General features: G+C 74.2%; 17 protein-coding genes. 7 read left to right on the plus strand and 10 right to left on the minus strand.

Features of this window, described 5'->3' with window-relative positions; translation table 11 throughout:
* Window positions 1–252: 252 nt before the first annotated feature.
* Complete coding sequence (locus ACI79C_RS12190; protein WP_456945917.1) at window positions 253–3,699, minus strand: hypothetical protein; 3,447 nt, start codon at window positions 3,697–3,699, stop codon at window positions 253–255.
* Window positions 3,700–4,195: 496 nt separating this feature from the next.
* Between ACI79C_RS12190 and ACI79C_RS12195 the strand changes: the two genes are divergently transcribed.
* The gene (locus ACI79C_RS12195; RefSeq protein WP_456945918.1) at window positions 4,196–4,804 is read left to right on the plus strand and encodes an EXLDI protein; all 609 of its coding nucleotides are present in this window, start codon (window positions 4,196–4,198) and stop codon (window positions 4,802–4,804) included.
* Between the two features lie 117 nt (window positions 4,805–4,921).
* Here the strand turns inward: ACI79C_RS12195 and ACI79C_RS12200 are convergent, their stop codons facing one another.
* The 3 genes from ACI79C_RS12200 to ACI79C_RS12210 form a co-directional block, all read right to left on the minus strand.
* Window positions 4,922–5,149: a toxin-antitoxin system YwqK family antitoxin gene (locus ACI79C_RS12200; protein WP_456945919.1), complete on the minus strand. Its 228-nt coding sequence runs from the start codon at window positions 5,147–5,149 to the stop codon at window positions 4,922–4,924.
* Window position 5,150: 1 nt separating this feature from the next.
* On the minus strand, window positions 5,151–6,137 hold the full coding sequence (locus ACI79C_RS12205) for a sigma-70 family RNA polymerase sigma factor (protein WP_456945920.1): 987 nt from the start codon (window positions 6,135–6,137) through the stop codon (window positions 5,151–5,153).
* Window positions 6,138–6,206: 69 nt separating this feature from the next.
* Window positions 6,207–7,856, minus strand: a complete 1,650-nt coding sequence (locus ACI79C_RS12210; protein WP_456945921.1) for a hypothetical protein — start codon at window positions 7,854–7,856, stop codon at window positions 6,207–6,209.
* Window positions 7,857–8,078: 222 nt separating this feature from the next.
* Between ACI79C_RS12210 and ACI79C_RS12215 the strand changes: the two genes are divergently transcribed.
* Both ACI79C_RS12215 and ACI79C_RS12220 read left to right on the plus strand, forming a co-directional pair.
* Window positions 8,079–9,395 (plus strand): sensor histidine kinase, encoded by a 1,317-nt coding sequence (locus tag ACI79C_RS12215; RefSeq protein ID WP_456945922.1) that lies wholly within the window; start codon window positions 8,079–8,081, stop codon window positions 9,393–9,395.
* Window positions 9,383–10,027 (plus strand): response regulator, encoded by a 645-nt coding sequence (locus tag ACI79C_RS12220; protein ID WP_456945923.1) that lies wholly within the window; start codon window positions 9,383–9,385, stop codon window positions 10,025–10,027. Before ACI79C_RS12215 ends, ACI79C_RS12220 begins: the two co-directional genes overlap by 13 nt.
* Here ACI79C_RS12220 and ACI79C_RS12225 read toward each other — a convergent pair.
* Complete coding sequence (locus tag ACI79C_RS12225; protein WP_456945924.1) at window positions 10,012–10,365, minus strand: MmcQ/YjbR family DNA-binding protein; 354 nt, start codon at window positions 10,363–10,365, stop codon at window positions 10,012–10,014. The two genes, ACI79C_RS12220 and ACI79C_RS12225, sit on opposite strands and share 16 nt — an antisense overlap.
* 70 nt (window positions 10,366–10,435) lie before the next feature.
* Here ACI79C_RS12225 and ACI79C_RS12230 point away from each other — a divergent pair, with 70 nt between their 5' ends.
* On the plus strand, window positions 10,436–11,677 hold the full coding sequence (locus ACI79C_RS12230) for a GNAT family N-acetyltransferase (protein WP_456945925.1): 1,242 nt from the start codon (window positions 10,436–10,438) through the stop codon (window positions 11,675–11,677).
* Window positions 11,678–11,830: 153 nt separating this feature from the next.
* Here the strand turns inward: ACI79C_RS12230 and ACI79C_RS12235 are convergent, their stop codons facing one another.
* Both ACI79C_RS12235 and ACI79C_RS12240 read right to left on the minus strand, forming a co-directional pair.
* Window positions 11,831–12,577 (minus strand): SAM-dependent methyltransferase, encoded by a 747-nt coding sequence (locus tag ACI79C_RS12235; RefSeq protein WP_456945926.1) that lies wholly within the window; start codon window positions 12,575–12,577, stop codon window positions 11,831–11,833.
* A gap of 195 nt (window positions 12,578–12,772) precedes the next feature.
* The gene (locus ACI79C_RS12240; protein ID WP_456945927.1) at window positions 12,773–13,264 is read right to left on the minus strand and encodes a ribose-5-phosphate isomerase; all 492 of its coding nucleotides are present in this window, start codon (window positions 13,262–13,264) and stop codon (window positions 12,773–12,775) included.
* A 26-nt stretch (window positions 13,265–13,290) separates the two neighbouring features.
* On the opposite strand from ACI79C_RS12240, the gene ACI79C_RS12245 reads away from it, so the two are divergent.
* Window positions 13,291–13,965, plus strand: coding sequence for a DUF429 domain-containing protein (locus tag ACI79C_RS12245; RefSeq protein WP_456945928.1), 675 nt, complete (start codon window positions 13,291–13,293; stop codon window positions 13,963–13,965).
* The gene (locus tag ACI79C_RS12250) at window positions 13,962–14,744 is read left to right on the plus strand and encodes an MBL fold metallo-hydrolase (RefSeq protein ID WP_456945929.1); all 783 of its coding nucleotides are present in this window, start codon (window positions 13,962–13,964) and stop codon (window positions 14,742–14,744) included. The genes ACI79C_RS12245 and ACI79C_RS12250 overlap by 4 nt, the downstream gene beginning before the upstream one ends.
* Before the next feature lie 55 nt (window positions 14,745–14,799).
* Here ACI79C_RS12250 and ACI79C_RS12255 read toward each other — a convergent pair whose 3' ends face one another.
* Window positions 14,800–15,555 carry an SDR family oxidoreductase gene (locus ACI79C_RS12255; protein ID WP_456945930.1) on the minus strand — a complete coding sequence of 252 codons (756 nt, stop codon included), beginning with the start codon at window positions 15,553–15,555 and terminating at the stop codon, window positions 14,800–14,802.
* 78 nt (window positions 15,556–15,633) lie between these two features.
* Window positions 15,634–16,299 carry a mycothiol-dependent nitroreductase Rv2466c family protein gene (locus ACI79C_RS12260; protein WP_456945931.1) on the minus strand — a complete coding sequence of 222 codons (666 nt, stop codon included), beginning with the start codon at window positions 16,297–16,299 and terminating at the stop codon, window positions 15,634–15,636.
* A 132-nt stretch (window positions 16,300–16,431) separates the two neighbouring features.
* On the opposite strand from ACI79C_RS12260, the gene pepN reads away from it, so the two are divergent.
* Window positions 16,432–18,984 (plus strand): aminopeptidase N, encoded by a 2,553-nt coding sequence (gene pepN, locus ACI79C_RS12265; RefSeq protein WP_456945932.1) that lies wholly within the window; start codon window positions 16,432–16,434, stop codon window positions 18,982–18,984.
* A 126-nt stretch (window positions 18,985–19,110) separates the two neighbouring features.
* On the opposite strand, the gene ACI79C_RS12270 is transcribed toward pepN, so the two are convergent.
* Complete coding sequence (locus ACI79C_RS12270) at window positions 19,111–19,575, minus strand: DUF5130 family protein (RefSeq protein ID WP_456945933.1); 465 nt, start codon at window positions 19,573–19,575, stop codon at window positions 19,111–19,113.
* Between the last annotated feature and the right edge of the window lie 37 nt (window positions 19,576–19,612).

Raw genomic sequence — 19,612 nt, forward strand, 5'->3', positions numbered from 1 at the left:
CGAGACGCCGAACGAGCAGGCGCACGAACGGCCTCAGTAGCCCCCGACGTCGGAACGGCTCGGCGCCCTGCACGAGTAGGGGTCCGCCCGAAGCTGAGCCCGAGGGACGGGCCTTGATCCCTCACTCGCTCGGGGCGGGAGACCCATGACGAACGCGAGCCACCCTGATCACCTCTGTCGTCACCACGCCTGAGCATCGGTCGGCGCTGGAGCTCTCATCAACAGGGCCTCACACGCCGTCTGCGTGTGGGATCAGACCAACTCAAGCGCGACCAGGATGGCAGCCCCTACGACCCCGGCCCCGAGCAACCCGCGCACCTTGCCGAGCTTCTCCCCATCCATGGGTGCCACAGGGACGAGGATCGAAGCGGCCATGACCAGCGTGGCCACGGCGACCGACCTGGTCAGCGGTACCTCCGACCAAGCCACCTCAATGAACAGCACCAGGCCGAGGAGGGCAAGGAGGACGGGCGCCGCTGAGTGGACCCGCTGCTCGGCGGCAGTAGGCGTCTCCGCCGCAGGGGTCCTCGGCTCGGCCGACGGAGCCACCGCCTGCTCAGGGGACGCAGTCGCCGGCGGCAGCGTGGACCGAGCCGCGACCGGCGCGCCCGCGACAACGGGTAGCGGGGCCCATGGAGTGCCCAGCGCGCCCGTCCCGAGACCGAAGAGCAATCCGGGGCCCCACGTTGTCTGTCGCACCGCTATTCCGAGGCGCCGAGCAATGAGCGTCCGGCTGTGCATCGCAGCGGCCGCGACCACCATCACCCCGAGGGCGAAGGCAACGACACCGGTGAGGCTTTCGGCCGGATGGCGCAGCACCGGAAGGAGAAGGGCGACGACCGTGGCGGCGAGAGCCCATCCCCGCCACTGGACCCGACGGATCAGGGGTAGTCGCTCTACGTGAGCCGTGACCGGCTCCAACCAGCGATCGGCCAGGTCGCGTCCCCCTTCCTTCGTCGCGGCCTTCGCTGTGGCGACGACGAGCAGGAGCACGGCCAGCAACCCCGCGGCCGCCACCGGCTCTCGACGCTGGATGTCGGCGAGCGTCCACCGCGGAGGCAGCGGGCGGGCCAGGTCCAGCCCTGTGTGGTACACAGCGGCGTCGATCACCAAGTCCCGTTCCCGGTCCCGCAGAGACGCATCGAGGTGGAAGGCGCGCGCGAAGGCGCCCTGGGACTGCAACAAGTGCAGCGGCCCCATCCGCGCGTGGACCCCGCCCAGGTTGAACCATCCCAGCGCGTAGTCGGGTCGCGCCCCGACGGCCCTGCGCAGGGCGACGAGCGCTGCACCCTCCTCACCGCGACGGGCGAGGAGCACGCCGAGGTCGTTCGCCGCAGGAAAGGCACCGGCGTCGCTCTGCAGGGCCGCTCGGTCGTAGCGAATGGCCAGGTCGCTCTGGCCGGCGCGCTCCGCGACGAAGCCGGCGGTCATGAGGAACACCGGGTTCCGGGGGTCCTCCGCCAGCGCCAACGCGATGTCATTCGCGGCCGCCTCCGTCCGGCCCAGCTTGAGGTCGACGAGCGCCTGGTTGGCGTAGACCCGTTCCACTCTCAGGTTCGCGCGCTCGCGATCCCTGAGCCGATCGAGGCGCTCGCGGGCAGCGTCGTAGTACTCCGACGCCGACAGCGCGTCACCGGCCTCCCGAGCTCCGTCGGCCAGCTCTGCGCGGACCCAGAACGAGAGGACGTCGTAACGGACGTCGCTGAACCCCGAAGAGCTTCGGTAGGACGAGGCCACCAGCGCGGTGTCCTCGTCCACCGAGCGCAGGAGCGCCGTCGCCTCCTCCTGCCGACCGGCCGCCATGAGCGTGGCCCCGCGGGCATAGAGGGCGTGGTACATCTCCACGGTGTGCGGCGCCGACCCGTCGACGGTTCGCCGCGCCGCGGCGCCGAAGGAGGCCGCAGCGTCGTTCAACTGCCCCCGCAGATACTGGATCTCTCCGAGACGCAGCATGGGCAGCGGATCGGTGGAGCCAGCGGCGCGGAGCCAATCCCGCACGACCGCATCGGCGCGCTCCAGCTCGCCGGCCCAGCGCAAGAGATTCTGCCGTCGATCGGGCAAGGCATCCTTCGCGCCCGTACCGGACGGGGTGGTCCCCTCCGCGCCCGGAGTGGCGACATTCGTGGCCTGGCCCGCCTCGAGCGCAGACAGTTGACGGAGAAGGGTGTCCGAGCCGAGGAGCCCACACCACGAGCCGCGGCTCTCGGGGCGGACGTCGGTGAAGGTCTCGTGTGGAGCGGCCAGGACGGCTCTGGCGTGCCCCGCCAGTAGAGCATCCCGGCGCCAGGTCCACCCGGGGCAGGACGCGTTGGTCCCTGTGAGCGCGAAGTCCGGCCGGAACGAAGGGGCGAACGCCGCGTCCTCAACCGCCCCAGAGGCCCCGAAGTCCTCGCTGACGTCGATCAGTCGCACGTTGAAGGGGGTGTACCGGTCGACCCCCAGCGACAGCGGGCCATCAGCCTCCGGTCCCGATCCACGGCCAGCCACCGGGAAGAGCGGTCCTCCTGCGGGGTAGGCGTCGCTGCCGAGTTCGGCCAGACGACGAGCAGCCTTTTCGGCCGTGTCGAAGTCCCTGTCCGCCTCGGCAGCCGTGACGACGAGCTCCAGCAGTCGGCCCGACTCACCGCGCTCCGAGACCAGCCGCTGAGCGATCCTCAGCGCCTCCTCTCCCTCGCCCAGTGCGGCAAGGGCGCGTGCGAGACCCGGACGGGTGTCGTCGTCGTGGGACCCCAGGTCCTGCGCCCGGCGGTACTGGGCGACCGCCACCCGGAGCTGTTCCCGGGCGGTGAACGGCTGCGCGCCAATCAGGGCCAGTCCGGCCCGGACGTGCGCATCGCCCAGGCTGGACACGGCCGCGGCCGAGGCCGGGAAGCGGGCCGCGAGGTCGAGCGACGCGGCAGGCACGGCGTCCTCGGGCTTGAGGGCGAGGGGGCCGACCGGTTCTTCGCCAGAGGCCGGCAGCCTCTGACTCTGCGACTCGTGCTGCGCGAGCAGCCATCGAGGCGTCGGATCGCCTGGGCACGTGGCAGCCGCCCGCTCGGCCTCGGCACGGACAACGTCGGGACCGCCCTCCTGGTCGGCGGCCACCAGCAGCAGCAGGTTGAGTTGAGCCGCACAGGCGCCGCCCTCGCGCGCCCGATCGAGCACGGCGAAGGCAACCGGTCCAGCGTTCGGATAGGCCGGCTTCCGGTCCTCCCCCGGAAGTGAAGCGAGCTGTACCAGCGCGGCTCCGAGAGCGATGACCTCCGGTGTCCGCCCCTCTTCCGGGAGTGCAGCCAGCAGCCCCTCAAGAGACGTGTATTCGTAGGGGTAAACAGGCGCGTCATCCTCGGTGACCGCTGTCGCCGTCAGGGGACGGGCCACGGGAGCCAGCACGGCGAGGAGCGCTTCGCCGGCCAACTCCCCGAGCGCCTGCGCCGCCAGCGGGCGCACGTCGGCAGGGGTCCGCACGATGAGGTCGCCCGGCAGGCCGGCAGGCAGGTCCTGTACGGCGCCGCCAGCTGAGCCTGCAGGCACTTCTGGCAGCACGACCTCGTCGGACGGTGCTGCAGGGCGCCCCACACTGATCCAGGCGATCGGCGCGAAAGCGACCACGGCCAGGAGGCCGACGACAACGACGACGGTGGCGTAGGCACCCTGCCCGCTTGCCCCGGCGTCCTCCAGCGGACGCTCGGAGGGCTCACGATGGACGGTCGCCATGCCACTCCCCCATCGACCAGTGAGGATGTGCGCGCCGCGAGGACCGCCCTACTGACCGGAGGGTCCTGGTCAGGCGTCACCGACGCGTCACGGCCGAGGCCCATCACCGCGGCCTGGTCCCGCGCGCTGAGACGCACTGATCAACCGACGCGCAACCGACGACGGTCGGGGCGGCTCCAGGAGCAGTCGATCCGACACATGGGTCACATCTGGGGTCCGCGAGCCTGCCCGCAGGCCAGAACAAGCGCCTGACCGGCGAAGGCCGCCCTGCAGTGCCCGCCTCTCAAGCTGGCCATGCGGGTCCGATTCCCGTGACCCGCATGACGCGCAACCGTCCAGGGACGCGCTCGCCACCGCCCCACTACCGAGGCCGAAGCCATCCACAAGCACCCCGCACTGGCCCGTCTCCACGCACGTTGTCCCCCGCCATCGGATGTGCTCTACTACGCGCATACGTATATGGTAGTCAGGCCGATCGAGCGACGGGAGACGGCGGGTGCCCAACAAGACGATCTACGTGTCGGATGACGACCTCGCGCTGTACGAGCGGGCCCAGGCGCTGGCCGGCGGCAACCTCTCCGCGGCCGTGTCCCGCGCCCTGCGCCAGTTCGTGGACGCCGAGGAGACGCGGCAGGGCGGCTACGAACAGGTGACCGTGCGGGTCGGCAGCGGCCGCGATCGTCGCGAACAGCGGTTCTCGGGCGTGCTGCTCGGCGAGTGGCGGCACCCCACCGCCGAACGGCGCATCGAGCGCTTCCGCGTCTACCGGACGCCCAAGGGGAAGTTCGCGCTGCAGATCAGCCGGATGCCCGACTGGGCGGCGTGGTCGGACCCGGAGACGTGGCGTGGCGGCTGGCACTGGGACTGGAACCGCTGGGACCGGGAGGGCATGGGCAACCCGGCCGACAACTGGCGCGACTTCAAGCAGGGGCTCAAGGAGACGCTCCGCCGCGAGGCCTCCCGCGGCTGGTCGTGGGGCCCGACGGAGGAGACCCTGGAGATCGCCGACAGCCTCGAGGACCTGCGGGACGAGATGCCCGCCGAGTTCTACGACACCCTCACCGCAGAGGGCGGCCGGCCCGACGTCGAGGACCTCGACATCTGACCCGGCTCGAGCGGAGCCCCACGGCGACCGCCCGCTGAACAGCACGACCGAGCGACGCCGGCCCGCGCAACCACCACTGAGAGTCAGCGCGCGGGCCGGTCAGCCCCCGACCTCCGGTCAGCCCCGGTCGGTCACCTTGTAGGGCGCGCCCGACCTGTCGTAGGTCGTCCACTCGCCGACCTCGCGGCCCCGGTCGAAGGAGCCCGAGCGCAGTGTGGTGCCGTCGAGCCGGAACCACTCCCAGTAGCCGTGCGGCCGGCCGTCGACGACCGGCCCGCGGGCACGCAGCGAGCCGTCGCGGTGGAGCTCCTCGTGGAACCCCTCGGTGAACTCGGTTCGCGGCACGTCAGGGCACCCGGGCGTCAGCCGGGTCGACGGGCAGGCCCAGCCGGCGGAACAGGTCGTTGTCGAGGTCGAGGAAGCTCGAGATGTGGGCGATGCGGCCCTCGCGCACCTCGAGCACGTGCAGCGCCCACGGCTCGTGACCACCCCCCGGCCGCGGCCGGTACTGCGCGAACGCCGGCGCACCGTTGGCCCGCGTCGGCAGCACCCGCGACCCCTGGCACTCCGAGCCCGGCCCGAGCATCCAGGTGCCGATGTCGGCCGGCCCCTTCAGCCACATCTCGAACGGCGGCATGTGCTGGGTGGCGTCCTCGTGCAGCAGCGCGACGAAGGCGTCGATGTCGTACCGCTCGAAGGCGTCGACGTAGCGGTCGAGCAGGTCGCGCTCGTCGTCGTCCAGCGGCTGGGGGTCGATCTCCCCGCCGACCTCGGCCAGCGTCGCCCGGGCACGCTGCAGCGCGCTGTTGACCGAGGCGACCGTGGTGTCCAGCAGCGTGGCCACCTCGTCGGCCTTCCAGCGCAGCACCTCGCGCAGCAGCAGGACGGCGCGCTGCCGCGGCGGCAGGTGCTGCAGCGCGGCGACGAAGGCCAGCCGGATCGACTCGCGCTGCACCGCCTGCTCGGCGGGGTCGGCGTCCTCGGCGACCACCTGGCGGTCGAGCATCGGCTCCACCCACGCCGTCGCCGGCTTCCGCGCGGCGAGGGACGCCTCGACCGGCTGCCACGGCGAGCCGGAGAGGTCCATGGGCAGGGCGCGGCGCTGCCGACCGGAGAGCTGGTCGAGGCAGACGTTCGTGGCGATGCGGTACAGCCACGACCGCAGCGCCGACCGCCCCTCGAAGTCCGCCAGGCCCCGCCAGGCGCGGACCATCGTCTCCTGGACGGCGTCGTCGGCGTCGAACGCCGAGCCCAGCATCCGGTAGCAGTAGCCGGTGAGCTCCCGCCGGTGCTCCAGCAGGCGGGGGTCGAGCTCCTCGCTGACGACGGTCACGTCTCCTCCTCGTCTCGACGGCCGCGACAGCAGACCACAGGGCACCGACGGAACGGGAGGGGTCGGGCCCTACTGGTAGCTGATGAGCTGAGGCCGGGGGCTGACCTGCGCGATCGTCTCCTCGGGGCTGAGCATCGGGGCGTCCTCGTCGTAGAAGTTCTTCCAGCCCCAGTACACGGCGTCCGGGTTCGTCTGCCGGAGCGTGCGCCAGGTCGCCTGCTTGTCCCCCTGGCCGCCCTGGCCGTCGGCGTGCACCATCACCGCCAGCTCGTCGCGGGAGGTGTCCAGCCGGTCCCGGTCGGGGATCATCCGCACCTGGAACTGGTGCAGCACCAGCAGCTTCTGCGGCAGCGCGTTCTCACGGGTGAGGTCGGCGAGCCAGGTCACCACCCGGTTCACCTCGTCGATCGACACCGACCCGATCTGCGTGAGGTGCACCTGTCCCGGCGCCAGCCGCCACTCCGGGTCCAGCGCCAGCCCGACGTGGGGCAGCTCCAGCAGGGTGCGGTACTGCTCGGCCTGGGCGACGAAGTCGGTGCGGCCGGGCTGCAGGTCGATGACGACGTAGAGCCCCGCCTCCCCCGCCGCCTCCACCCACGGCCGCAGGTCCTCGGCGGGCACCTCGGTGGAGTAGTTGCCGTCGGGGCCGGCGAACTCCGAGGCCACCGTCGCGATGATCTCGAAGGCCGGGACGACGGTCGCGTCGGTCACCAGCGCCTCGTACGGCGCCGCGTGCTCCCGGGCCCGCTCGACCGAGGCCGCGGCGTCCTGCTCACCGAGCACGCCCAGCGCGCCGCTGCCCGGGTGCCCGTAGAGGGCGACGAGGAAGTGCTCCGGGAACAGCACCTGGCCACCGCCGGGCAGCTGGGTGCCGGTGGCCGCCGTGTCGAGCTTCCACTCCAGGCCGTCCTCGCCGGCGAAGCCCGCGCCCAGGGCCACGACCGCGTCCGGCGGCGAGTCGGCCATCAGGTCGACCAGCTCCTCCGAGGCCCGCGGGTCGGTCGCGCCGCCGGTGAGCTGCACCCGCGCGCCGGCGGCCCGGGCGGTGGCGATCCCGGCCACCGACTCCGGCGTCCCGGTGGCCAGCACCAGGGTGCCCTCGAGCGGGTCGGCGCGCTCGACGCCGGGCAGGGCCTCGACCTCGCCGTCCGCGGCCGGGGTGTCCCCTGGCGGCTGCAGCGCGACCGGCGCGTCCGGGTCCAGCCCGGCGACCGCCTCGGCCGCGGCATCGGCGTCCACCTCCTGCGTCTCGCCGAGGCCGAGCCCCGTGGCCTCGGCGACCGACTCCGCGGCGGCCGGGACGGCGACGACCTCCGGACCACCCTCGCCGAGGCTGTCCGCCTCGCCCACGGCCAGCACGGTCGCCGCCCCCAGGCGGTCCAGCTCGGCGGTGAGGGCGTCGGCCGCCCCGCCGTCGGCCGGCTGCAGCAGCAGCGGGACGCCGAGGCCCGCGGCGGCCGAGGCGCCCAGCAGCGTGCCCGCGTCGTCGCCGTCCCGGGCCACGACGACCACCTCGGCGGAGTCGAAGAGCGCGCGGCTGGCCGACGCGGCCGAGGCGACCGGGTCCTCGTCGGCGACCAGGGTGAGCCGGGCGTCGGGGACCGACGTCGTCGCCCCCAGAGACTCCTCCGCATCGGCCTCCGTGTCGTCGGTGAACGAGCTGCAGCCGCCGGCGAGCAGCGCTGCGGCCAGGACGATCGGCACTGCCTTGGAGCGCACGGCTCCCTCCCCCGCCGGGCGTGCGGTCGCGCGGGGACGCGACGTCGACGGCGCGCTCGGCTGTCGGGGACCCTAACGGGGCGTGGGTGCTGGACACCGGCGCCGCCCCGCCACGAGCATCGGCCCCGACATGACCAGCGCATCCCTGTCGGGCCAGCCCGACACTCGATCGACCGGCTGGCGGGATGGGTCCGGACCCCTCCCACGGCCAGGCTCGACGGCATGACCACCGACACCGCCGTCCTGCCGACCGTGTCCCCGACCTCGAGCGCCCCGGCCCGCCCGTCCGGCCGGCTGCGCCAACTGGGCGTCGACACCGGCTACTCGCTGCTCGCCCTCCCCCTCGGCATCGCCGCCTTCGTCCTGGTCGTCACCGGGCTGGCCGCCGGCACCGGGCTGCTGGTCGTGTGGATCGGCGTCGCCGTCCTCGCCGGCACCCTGGTCGCCGCCCGCGGGCTCGCCGCCGCCGAGCGGTCCTGGTTGCCCGCGGTGCTCGGCTCGCCCCTGCCCCGCCCGGCCTACCGTCGCGCCGAGGGACGGGCGGTGCGCCGGCTGACCACGCCGCTGCGCGACCCGCAGTGCTGGCTGGACGCGCTGCACGCGCTCGTCCGGTTCCCGTTCGCCATCCTGGGCTTCGTCGTCACGGTGACGTTCTGGGCGGGGGCGCTGGGCGGCCTCACCTACGGCCTCTGGGACTGGTCGCTGCCCGAGGCCGCCGCCGACCCCGACCAGAACGACCTGCTCGAGGTCCTCGGCTTCGAGACCTCGCCCGCGCGCCGGATCCTCCTGTACACGCTCATCGGCGTCGTGTTCGCGCTGCTCCTGCCCGTGGCCGTCCGCGCCGTCGCGCTGCTCCAGGCGCAGCTGGGACGGGCGCTGCTGACCTCCCGCGCCGCCACCCAGGCCGAGATGGGCCGGCTGGCCGAGGGCCGGGACGCCGCCGTCGCCGCGGAGGCGGTGTCGCTGCGCCGGCTCGAGCGGGACATCCACGACGGCCCGCAGCAGTACCTGGTCCGCCTCGGCATGGACCTCTCCCGCGCACAGCGGCAGCTCGACCGCGACCCGGCCGCGGCCCGCGCGACCCTGGGCGAGGCCGCCGGCCTGGCCAAGGAGGCGCTGGAGGAGCTGCGCGCCCTCTCCCGCGGCATCGCGCCGCCGGTGCTGGCCGACCGCGGCCTGGCCGCCGCGCTCGCCGCGATCGCGGCCCGCTCGCCGGTGCCGGTCGAGCTCTCCGTCGACCTGCCCCAGCAGCGACTGGCGCCCGCCGTCGAGAACACCGCCTACTTCGTGGTGAGCGAGGCCCTGGCCAACGTGGCCAAGCACAGCGGCGCCACCACCTGCCAGGTCGTCGTCGTGGCGGCCGGGCCGGCGCTGCGGGTCACCGTCGAGGACGACGGCACCGGTGGCGCGGTGCTCGCGCCGGGGCACGGCCTGTCCGGGCTGGCCGACCGGCTGCGCGCGGTGGACGGCGTCCTGGCCGTGGACAGCCCGCGCGGCGGACCCACCCGGCTGGTGGCGGAGCTGCCGTGCGGGTCGTGATCGCCGACGACTCGGTGCTCCTCCGGGAGGGCCTCGTGCGGCTGCTCGAGGACGAGGGCTGCGAGGTGGTCGCCGCCGTGGGCGACGGCCCCTCGCTGGTCCGGGCGGTGGCCGAGCACCGCCCGGACGTCGCCGTGGTCGACGTCCGGATGCCGCCCACGCACACCGACGAGGGGCTGCGGGCCGCGGTGGAGGCCCGCGCCACCGTCCCCGGGACGGCGGTCCTCGTGCTCTCGCAGTACGTCGAGGTGGCCTACGCCGACGAGCTGCTCGCCGACGGCCGCGGCGGCGTGGGCTACCTGCTCAAGGACCGGGTCACCGACCTCGACTCGTTCCTGGGCGCCCTGACCGACGTCGTCGCCGGGGGCACCGTGCTCGACCCCCAGGTGGTGGCCCAGCTGTTCGCCCGCCGCCGGGCCGACGACCCGGTGCGCCGGTTGACCCCGCGGGAGCGGGAGGTCCTCGGCCTGATCGCGGAGGGCTCCTCGAACAGCGCGATCGCCCGGCGGCTGGTGGTGACCGAGGGCGCCGTGGAGAAGCACACCCAGCGGATCTTCGCCAAGCTCGGCCTCAGCCAGGACGAGGACCAGCACCGCCGGGTGATGGCGACCCTGGCCTACCTGCGCTCCTGAACCGAGTCGAACTCCGCGCGCAGGCGGGCCGGCGCCCGCAGCCGCCACGCCTCGGTGAGCAGCTCGGCGAGCTCCTCGCGGTCGGCCGCGGCCAGGTCGACGACGACCATCGTGGAGTTGCGGTAGTGGTGCGGCACGGAGAAGACCGCGGGCCGCTCGGCCGCCAGCGTGCGGTTCTCCCCCTCGGCCAGCCGGACGGCCACCCACGTCTCCTCCGGCGGCATCGAGGCGAAGATCCTGTCCCGCACGCGCAGGCACGCCATGTCCCAGGCCGGGCGCTCGGTGGTCTCGGGCAGGGCGAGGGCGACGGCGCGGACGTCGTCCGGGGTGGCGGCCATGGCGCATGGTGGCACCGGGGACCGACAACCGGTTCGCGCAGCGTCGGAGGGTGCCGGTAGACAGACCCGGGTGACCGATCTCGTCGACTCCCTGCGCCCCGCCACCGCCGAGGAGTGGCCGGCGTTCAGCCGCGCCCTCTTCGACGTCTTCGCCGAGCCGGCGCCGCGGTCCTTCCTCGAGACGGTCCCCGCGCACGCCGAGCTGGACCGGACCCTGGGCCTGTGGGAGGGCGACCGGGTGGTCGCGACGTCGGGGATCTACAGCCGCGAGCTGACCGTGCCCGGCGCGGTCGTGCCGTGCGCCGGCGTGACCTGGGTGACCGTCTCCCCCACCCACCGGCGGCGCGGAGTGCTGACGGCGATCATGCGGCGCCAGCTGACCGAGGTGCGCGAGCAGGGCCGGGAGCCGGTGGCCGCGCTGTGGGCGTCGGAGGGCTCGATCTACGGCCGGTTCGGGTACGCGCCGGCCACCTGGCGGGGCAACCTCTCCGGCACGGTCGACCGGCTGCGGCTGCGGCCCGGCCTGGACGCCGGCGAGGGCCGGGTCGACCTGGTGCCCGTCGCGGAGTACCGGGCCGAAGCGGTGGGGCTGCACGACCGGGTGCGCCGGCTCGTCCCCGGCGACCTGGCGCGCGACGACCGGTGGTGGGACCGCGCGCTGCGCGACGACCCCGACGAGCGCCGGGGCGCGACCGAGCGGCGGTACGCGCTGCACACCGAGCCCGACGGCACGGTCACCGGCTACGCGGCCTACCGGGTGAAGGCGGCCTGGACCGACGACAGCGAGGCCGACGGCACGCTCACCGTGGAGGAGATCCGCAGCACGAGCACGCCGGCCCACGCCGCGCTCTGGCGCTTCCTGACGTCGATCGACCTCGTCCGCACGGTGAAGGCGCCGTCCCAGCCGGACGACGACCCGCTGCGGCACCTGCTCGCCGACCCGCGGGCGCTGCACGCCCGGCCGGCCGACGCCCTGTGGGTGCGCCTGGTCGACGTCGGCCGCGCCCTCGCCGCCCGCCGCTACCCGACGCCGATCAACCTGGTGTTCGAGGTCCGGGACGCCTTCTGCCCGTGGAACGACGGGCGCTGGGCGCTGACAGCCGGCCCCTCCGGTGGCTTCTGCGCGCCGACCGACAGCGACCCCGACCTGGTCGTGGACGTGGAGGCGCTGGCCGCCGCCTACCTGGGCGGGACCTCGCTGGCGACGTTGCAGGCGGCCGGCCGGGTCACCGAGGTCAGCCCGGGGGCGGTCACGCTGGCCGCGACCGCGTTCCGCTGGCCGGTCAGCCCGTGGTGCCCGGACGAGTTCTAGCAGGCCCCCGCTGCTCCCCCGGTCCGGCGACACGTGGGCGGGGATGTCCCGCACCTGGGCCGGCTGGATCGGGCGTCGGCGCCGGTGGGTGGTCCGGCCTGCCGGGTCGGCTCCGGAACCGGTAGTGATCGGGGCGCTCCGGCCGGCCCCCGGTCAACGACGGCGGAGAGCGAACACGCCCCAGCCGAGGAACCGCCGCTGGTACCGGACGTGCCGCAACGGGGCGGCGTCCAGCTGGGCTCGCATCGCCGGAGCGAGCTCGTCGTCCGGGTGGGCGTCCAGCCACCGACGGACGTTCCACCACTGGGCGCCCGCGTAGCGGTCCCAGCCGGCCTCGTCGGCGAGCACCATCTCCACCAGGTCCCAGCCGCCGCCCGGGAACGATGCCACGAGCCCGGGGAGATCGAGGAAGTCCTCGGCGGTGGAGGCGCCGCACGCCTCCACCGTCTCCTGGTCGGCGGGCTGCTCCCGCCAGTAGGGCTCCCCCACGAGGACCGTGCCGCCCGGCAGGAGGCTGCGGGCCAACAGCTCGACGGTGCCCGCCACACCCCCACCGATCCAGGTCGCGCCGAGGCACGCGGCCACATCGACCGGCTGCTCGCTGACGTACCCGGCAGCGTCCGCGTGCTCAAACGTGACCCGGTCCTCGACGGCCAGCTCGGCGGCCCGCGCTCGGGCCGCCGAGAGGAAGGCTGCACTGAGGTCCACGCCGTGACCGGTGATGGCGTGGTCTCGTGCCCAGGTGCACAGCATCTCGCCGCTGCCGCAGCCGAGGTCGAGCAGGCGTTGCCCAGGACGCAGCCAGATCGCCCGCCCCAGCGTCGCGAGGTCCTCCTCCCGGAACGGGTTGTGGATGCGATGAGTGCTCTCGCGGATCACGAACTCACGAGGGATGTCCATGCCGGAGCACCGTCCCAGTGCCGCGGCCTCCGGGCCAAGCGGGATCCGGGCACCGTGCGGTCGTCGCTGCCGTGATCGGATCCGTGCGACGACGTCGTGTGACATCTCCGCCCCCGTGTCGCCCGTACTGGCCGCCCACGCCTCGCCGGCTCGGCGCGGGACCCTGCAGCGGGGCCGACCCAGGGCGGGTGGGTCTCAGACCGGTTCCTCGCGGGTGGGCAGGCCGCCGGCCGGGCGGCGCCGGTTCTGCTCGTAGTCGGTCACCAGGCCGATGCGGCGGGCGTGCCGCTCGTCCCCGCTGAACGGCGTGGCGAGGAAGGTCAGCACGAGCTCGGTGGCCTCCTCGACGCTGTGCTGGCGGGCGCCGATGGAGACCACGTTGGCGTCGTTGTGCTGGCGGGCCAGCTCGGCGGTCTCCCGGTTCCACACCAGCGCCGCCCGCACGCCGGGCACCTTGTTGGCCGCGATCTGCTCGCCGTTGCCCGAGCCGCCGATCACCACGCCGAGGCTGCCCGGCTCGACGACCGTCCGCTCGCCCACCTCGAAGCAGTACGGCGGGTAGTCGTCCTGGGCGTCGTACTCGTAGGCCCCGCAGTCGACCGGCTCGTACCCGGCGTCGGCGAGCGCCTGCTTGAGGTGCTCCTTGAACTCCAGCCCGGCGTGGTCGGTCCCGACGAAGACGCGCATGGCGGGGAGTCTGTCAGGCTGCCGGGGTGGCGGTGCTGGGGGTCGACGGCTGGCGCGGGCAGTGGGTCGGCGCGCGGCTCGACGGGCGCCGCGTGGAGCTCACCGTCCTCCCCGACGCCGCTGCCGTCCTCGCCGTGCCCGACGTCGCGGTGGTCGGCATCGACATGCCGATCGGCCTGTCGGACGACGGTGTCCGCGCCTGCGACGTGGCCGCCCGGTCCGCGCTGCGCGGGCGCGGCGGGGCCGGCTCGGTGTTCCCCGCCCCGGTGCGCGCGGTGCTCGCCGCCCGGGACCATGCCGACGCGCGGCGGATCTCCGTCGAGGCGACCGGCGGCCGGTCGCTGTCGGCGCAGTCCTTCCAGCTCGTCCGCTCCATCGCCGCCCTCGACGAGGCGCTGGGCGACCCTCCTCCCGACCGCGTCGTCGAGGTGCATCCCGAAGTGGCGTTCCGCGCACTGGATGAGCGGGTGCACGACCCCAAGTCGAGCGCGCGCGGCCATGCGCAGCGGATCCGCGCCCTGGAACCGGTCATGGACGTGCTGGACGCGCTCGCCGACGCCCCGGACGGCGTCCCCGCCGTCGACGCCCTCGACGCCTGCGTCGCGGCGTGGTCGGCCCGGCGGATCGCCGAGGGGACCGCGGAGTGCGTCGGCGACGGCGCCCGCGACGCCCGCGGCCGGCCGATGCGGATCTGCTGGTGACGTTCGAGGAGGTCGCAGACGGCGTGTTCGTCCGGCGGCACGAGTCCCTGGACCTCAACTGCGGGCTGGTCGTGGGCGAGGGCGCCTGCCTCGTCGTCGACACCCGCTCGGACCTCGGCGAGGCCGCCGACCTGATCGCCGCCGTCCGCCGGGTCACGCCGTCCCCCTGGACGGTGGTGGACACCCACGCCCACTACGACCACTGCTTCGGCAACGCCGCGTTCCGCCCGGCGACGATCTGGGGGGCGCGCGCGTGCGCGGCCGCCCTCCGCGCCACCGGCGAGGCACAGCGCGCCGCGCGGGTGGCCGAGCTGCTGGCCGCCGGGGACCCGGCGTCGGCCGAGCGGGTGCGGCAGGCCCCGCTCGACCCGCCCGACGCCCTGGTCGACGACGTCGCGGTCCTGGACGTCGGCGGCCGCGAGGTGGTGCTGCGGTTCCTCGGCCGCGGGCACACCGACTCCGACCTGGTCGTGGAGGTCGAGGACGGGATCGTGTTCGCCGGCGACCTCGTCGAGGAGGGCGCGCCCCCGGCGTTCGAGGACGCCTTCCCCGCCGAGTGGCCGGCCACCCTCGGCCGGCTGCACGCACTGGCGCGGGGCCCGGTCGTCCCGGGGCACGGGGCGGTCGTCGACGCGGCGTTCGTGGGCGCGCAGCGGGAGGAGCTGCTGGCGGTGCTGGCCGCCGTCCGGGCCGGCCGACTGGCCGCCGGGCCCTACGACGAGGCGACGATGCGCACCGCGGCCGGTCGGATCGGTCCCGAGCGTGCGAGGAGCGGCTGAGACACGGGCCCTCCGCAGGGTCCCGCCGCGAACCTGGGAGCGGAGGCGCCCTCCGTCAGGTGAGCCGGCGGACGACGGGCAGCGGCAGCACCCGCAGCGCCGCGGACACCGGCCGCCACGGCCACTCGGGGACGTAGGCCCGCGCCGGCTCCCGCTCGATCGCCGCGGTGAGGGCGTCGACGCCGCGGTCGGGACCGACGGTGAACGGGCCGCGGCGGCCGACGTTGATGTCGGTGGCGATGTAGCCGGGCAGGACCGTGGTGACGCGGATGCCGGTGCCGAGCAGGTCGGCGCGGATCCCCTCGGCCAGGGAGTTGAGCGCGGCCTTGCTCGCGCCGTACGAGGTACGGGTGCCGTGCATGCCGCGGATCGAGGCGACCGAGGAGATGACGACGAGGTGGCCCGCGCCCTGCGCGCGGAACAGCTCCACCGCCGCCTCGCACTGGGCGTGGGTGCCGAGCACGTTGGTGAACAGCGTGGCCCTGTTCGCCCAGGCCCGGCCGGTGCCCACCGAGGCGCCCTTGCCGATGCCGGCGTTGGCGATGAACCGGTCGATCCCGCCGAGCCGGCCGGCCAGCTCGGGGACCACCTTCTCGACCGCCGTGGCGTCGTCGACGTCCAGCTCGGCGGTGACCACCCGGATGCCGGGGTGGGCCGCGAGCAGCTCGTCGCGGAGGGCCTCGAGCCGGTCGGTGCGGCGGGCGGCGAGCGCGAGGTCGCGGCCCTTCGCGGCGAACCGGCGGGCCATGCCCTCGCCGAGGCCGGAGCTGGCGCCGGTGATCAGGATGCGCTGGCGAACGGGACGCGACACGCGCTCAGCATGCCGCAGGGCCCGGACAGCGGAGTGCGGGCGGCGAGGAGACCTCGCCGCCCGCACTCCGGTGCGGCCTCAGCGGCGGCCGGTCAGCTCCAGGGCGTCGGCGGGGACCGAGTCCATGTCGGGGCCGGAGAGCCGGGTGCGCTTGAGCTCCCAGAAGTCGGGCAGGTTGGCCAGCAGGACGGCGCCGTCGAAGGCCTTGCCGGCGTCCTCCCCGGTGGGCACCTTGCTGATCACCGGGCCGAAGAACGCCACGCCGTCGATGTGCATGACCGGCGTGCCGACGTCGTCGCCGACGGGGTCCATGCCCTCGTGGTGGCTCTTCTCGAGCGCCTCGTCGTACTCGGTGGAGGTGGCGGCCTCGGCCAGCGACGCGGGCAGGCCGACCCGCTCCAGCGCGGGGGCGACCAGCTCGTCGAGCTCGACGCCCTCGTGGTGGCGCAGCGTGCCCATGGCCGTGTAGAGGTCGCCGAGGACCTCGTCGCCGTGCTGCTGGGCGGCGGCGATGGCCACGCGGACCGGACCGATCGCCTTGGTCATCATCTCCTGGTACTCCGGCGGCAGGTCCCGGCCGCGGTTGAGGACGGCCAGCGACATGACGTGCCAGTGCAGGTCGATCTCGCGGACCTTGGCCGCCTCCAGGACCCAGCGGCTGGTCAGCCACGCCCACGGGCACAGCGGGTCGAACCAGAAGTCGACGCGGGCCTTCACGGGGGCGCTCTGCACTGCCTCGGTCATGGTGGGTTCTCCTCGCTGCTGGACGTCTCTCGCCGGTCTCAAGCCCGACCGGAGGGTGGTTGTTCCCTCAACCGGATGCCGACCTCCGCGCACCGGGGAGTGGTGTCGGGCCTCCGTGGGAAGCTGCCGTCCGTGGCCGTACCCAACCTGACCCGGAATGACGCCGCCCGCCGCGCCGAGCTGCTGGCGGTCGACAGCTACGACGTCCAGTTCGACCTGACCGACGGTGCCGGCCGCCCCGGCGAGCACACCTTCGGGTCGACGACGACGGTGCGGTTCACCTGCCGCGAGCCCGGCGCGAGCACGTTCATCGACCTGGTCGCCGAGACCGTCCACGCGGCCACGCTCAACGGCACGCCCCTCGACGTCGGCACCTACACCGAGGAGGGCGGCCTGCCGCTGCCCGAGCTCGCCGCGGACAACACGCTGGTCGTCGTCGCCGACTGCCGGTACTCCAACTCCGGCGAGGGGCTGCACCGCTTCGTCGACCCCGAGGACGGCCGGGTCTACCTGTACACGCACTTCGAGCCGGCCGAGGCCAAGCGCGTGTTCACCTGTTTCGACCAGCCCGACCTCAAGGCCACCTACACCGTCCACGTGACCGCGCCGTTCGACTGGGAGGTGGTCTCCAACACCGGCGGCCGCACGGTCGAGGCCGGGCCCGCGGGCTCCCAGCTGGTGCACTTCGAGCCGACGAAGCGGCTGTCGACCTACCTGCTGGCGCTGATCGCCGGCCCCTACGCGCGGGTCACCGACTCCCACGAGGGCATCCCGCTGGGGCTCTACTGCCGCGCGTCGCTGGCCCAGCACCTCGACCCGGAGGAGCTGTTCCGGGTCACCAAGCAGGGCTTCGACTTCTACCACCGGGTGTTCGACTACCCGTACCCGTTCGACAAGTACGACCAGCTGTTCGTGCCCGAGTTCAACGCCGGGGCGATGGAGAACGCCGGCGCGGTCACGTTCCTCGAGGACTACGTCTTCCGCTCCAAGGCCACCCGCGCCCGCTACGAGCGGCGCGCCGAGACGGTGCTGCACGAGCTGGCCCACATGTGGTTCGGCGACCTGGTGACCATGCGCTGGTGGGACGACCTGTGGCTCAACGAGTCCTTCGCCACCTACATCTCCACCCTCTGCCAGGCGGAGGCCACCGACTACTCGACGGCCTGGACGACGTTCGCCAACACCGAGAAGGCGTGGGCCTACGCGCAGGACCAGCTGCCCTCCACCCACCCGATCGCCGCCGACATGGTCGACGTCGCCGCGGTCGAGGTGAACTTCGACGGGATCACCTACGCCAAGGGCGCCTCGGTGCTCAAGCAGCTGGTCGCCTACGTCGGCCGCGACGAGTTCCTGTCCGGGGTCCGCCGGTACTTCCGCAAGCACGAGTACGGCAACACGACCCTCGCCGACCTGCTCGACCCGCTGTCGGAGGCCACCGGCCGCGACCTCTCGGCGTGGGCCGAGCAGTGGCTGCAGACCAGCCAGGTCAACACCCTGCGCCCGGTCGTCGAGCTGACCGACGACGGCCGCTACGCCCGCTTCGCCATCGAGCAGACCGCCGTGGCCGAGCACCCGGTGCTGCGCCGCCACCGGCTGGCCGTCGGCCTCTACGACCGCGGCCCCGGCGGGCTGACCCGGACCACCCGCGTGGAGCTCGACGTCGACGGGGAGCGCACCGAGGTGCCCGACCTGGTCGGCCACCCGGCCGCGGACCTCGTCCTGGTCAACGACGACGACCTGACCTACGCCAAGCTGCGGCTCGACGAGCGCTCACTGGCCACGCTCAAGGAGAGCATCGGCACCCTGCCGGACTCCCTGCCGCGCGCGCTGTGCTGGTCGGCGGCCTGGGACATGACCCGCGACGCGGAGCTGCCCGCCCGTGACTGGGTGGCGCTGGTCCTGGCCGGGGTGGACGCCGAGACCGAGATCAGCGTCGTCCAGTCGCTGCTGGCCCGCGTGCAGACGGCGCTGGCGAACTACGCCGACCCGCGGTGGGCCGAGACCGGCTGGCGCGCCCTGGCGGACAAGGCGCTGTCGGCGCTGGAGGCGTCCGAGCCGGGCAGTGACACCCAGCTGCAGTGGTCGCGCACCTTCGCCACCGCGGCGCGCACCGGGGAGCACGCCGCCGTCCTCCGCGGCCTGCTCGACGGTTCCCGCGTCGTCGAGGGACTGCCGGTCGACGCCGACGCGCGCTGGGCGTTCCTGAACGGTCTGGTCGCCATCGGCGCCGCCGGGGACGCCGAGATCGCGGCCGAGGAGGCCCGCGACGCGACCGCCACCGGCCAGCGGCGGGCCGCGACGGCGCGGGCGCTGCGCCCGACGGCGGAGTCCAAGGAGGAGACCTGGCGGCGGGCCCTGACCGACGACAGCATCCCGAACGCCGTCCACGAGGCGATGCTGCAGGGCTTCTGGCACCCGGCCCAGCGGGAGCTGACCGCCGGGTACGTCGAGCGCTACTTCGCCGACATCCGCCCGCTGTGGGACCGCCGTCCCGGGGAGATCGCGAAGAACGCGGTGCAGTACCTGTTCCCGCCGGTGGTGGAGCTGCGCACCGTGCAGGCCGCCGACGCGTGGCTGGCCGGGGAGGACCACCCCGCCCCGCTGCGACGGCTGGTCGCCGAGGGCCGGGACGGGATCGCCCGGTCGCTGCGGGCCCGGGAGCGGGACGCCGCCGAGAACAGCTGAGCGGACGAGAGAGGCCCAGGACCCGGTGGGTCCTGGGCCTCTCTCGTGTCCGGCGCGGGGAGGACGGGCGGCCCCGGTGCAGGGCCCCGCACCGAGCGTGCGAGGCGTGGGGGCACCGGGGTCCTCTCAGTGGGTGCGCAGGCTCCGCGGGTGGCCGGCCTGGTCCGACAGCTGGCGCAGGCCGTTGACGATGCCGCCCACCAGGTCACCGGAGGCGAAGGAGTTGGTCATCGACAGCACCGCGAGGGCGCAGGCGCGGTCGGGCAGCCGGCGGGACGCCGCCGCACCGGCGACGACCTCGATCACCCGCTGCCCGGGCGAGACGGCCAGCAGCACCGACTCGGCCAGGTGGCCGCCGGAGCGCTCGAACAGCTCCTCGGCGCGCTGGCGGGTCTGGGCACCGAGGTCGCCGATGTACAGCGTGAACCGCAGCCCGGTCTCCCGGGAGGACATGGTCAGCGCCTCGTCGATGCGGAGCAGCTCGCGGTAGCTGAAGATCGAGTCGAGCGACTCGGCCTCGTCGGACCGCGCCGCCGCGGTACCCGCCGACGTCGCCGTGTCGTGCGACGTGGCTTCCAGCGCGCGGGTCATCGCAGGCCTCCGGAGACGTTCTCGGTGCGGATCAGGG

Source organism: Geodermatophilus sp. SYSU D00697, assembly GCF_054050175.1.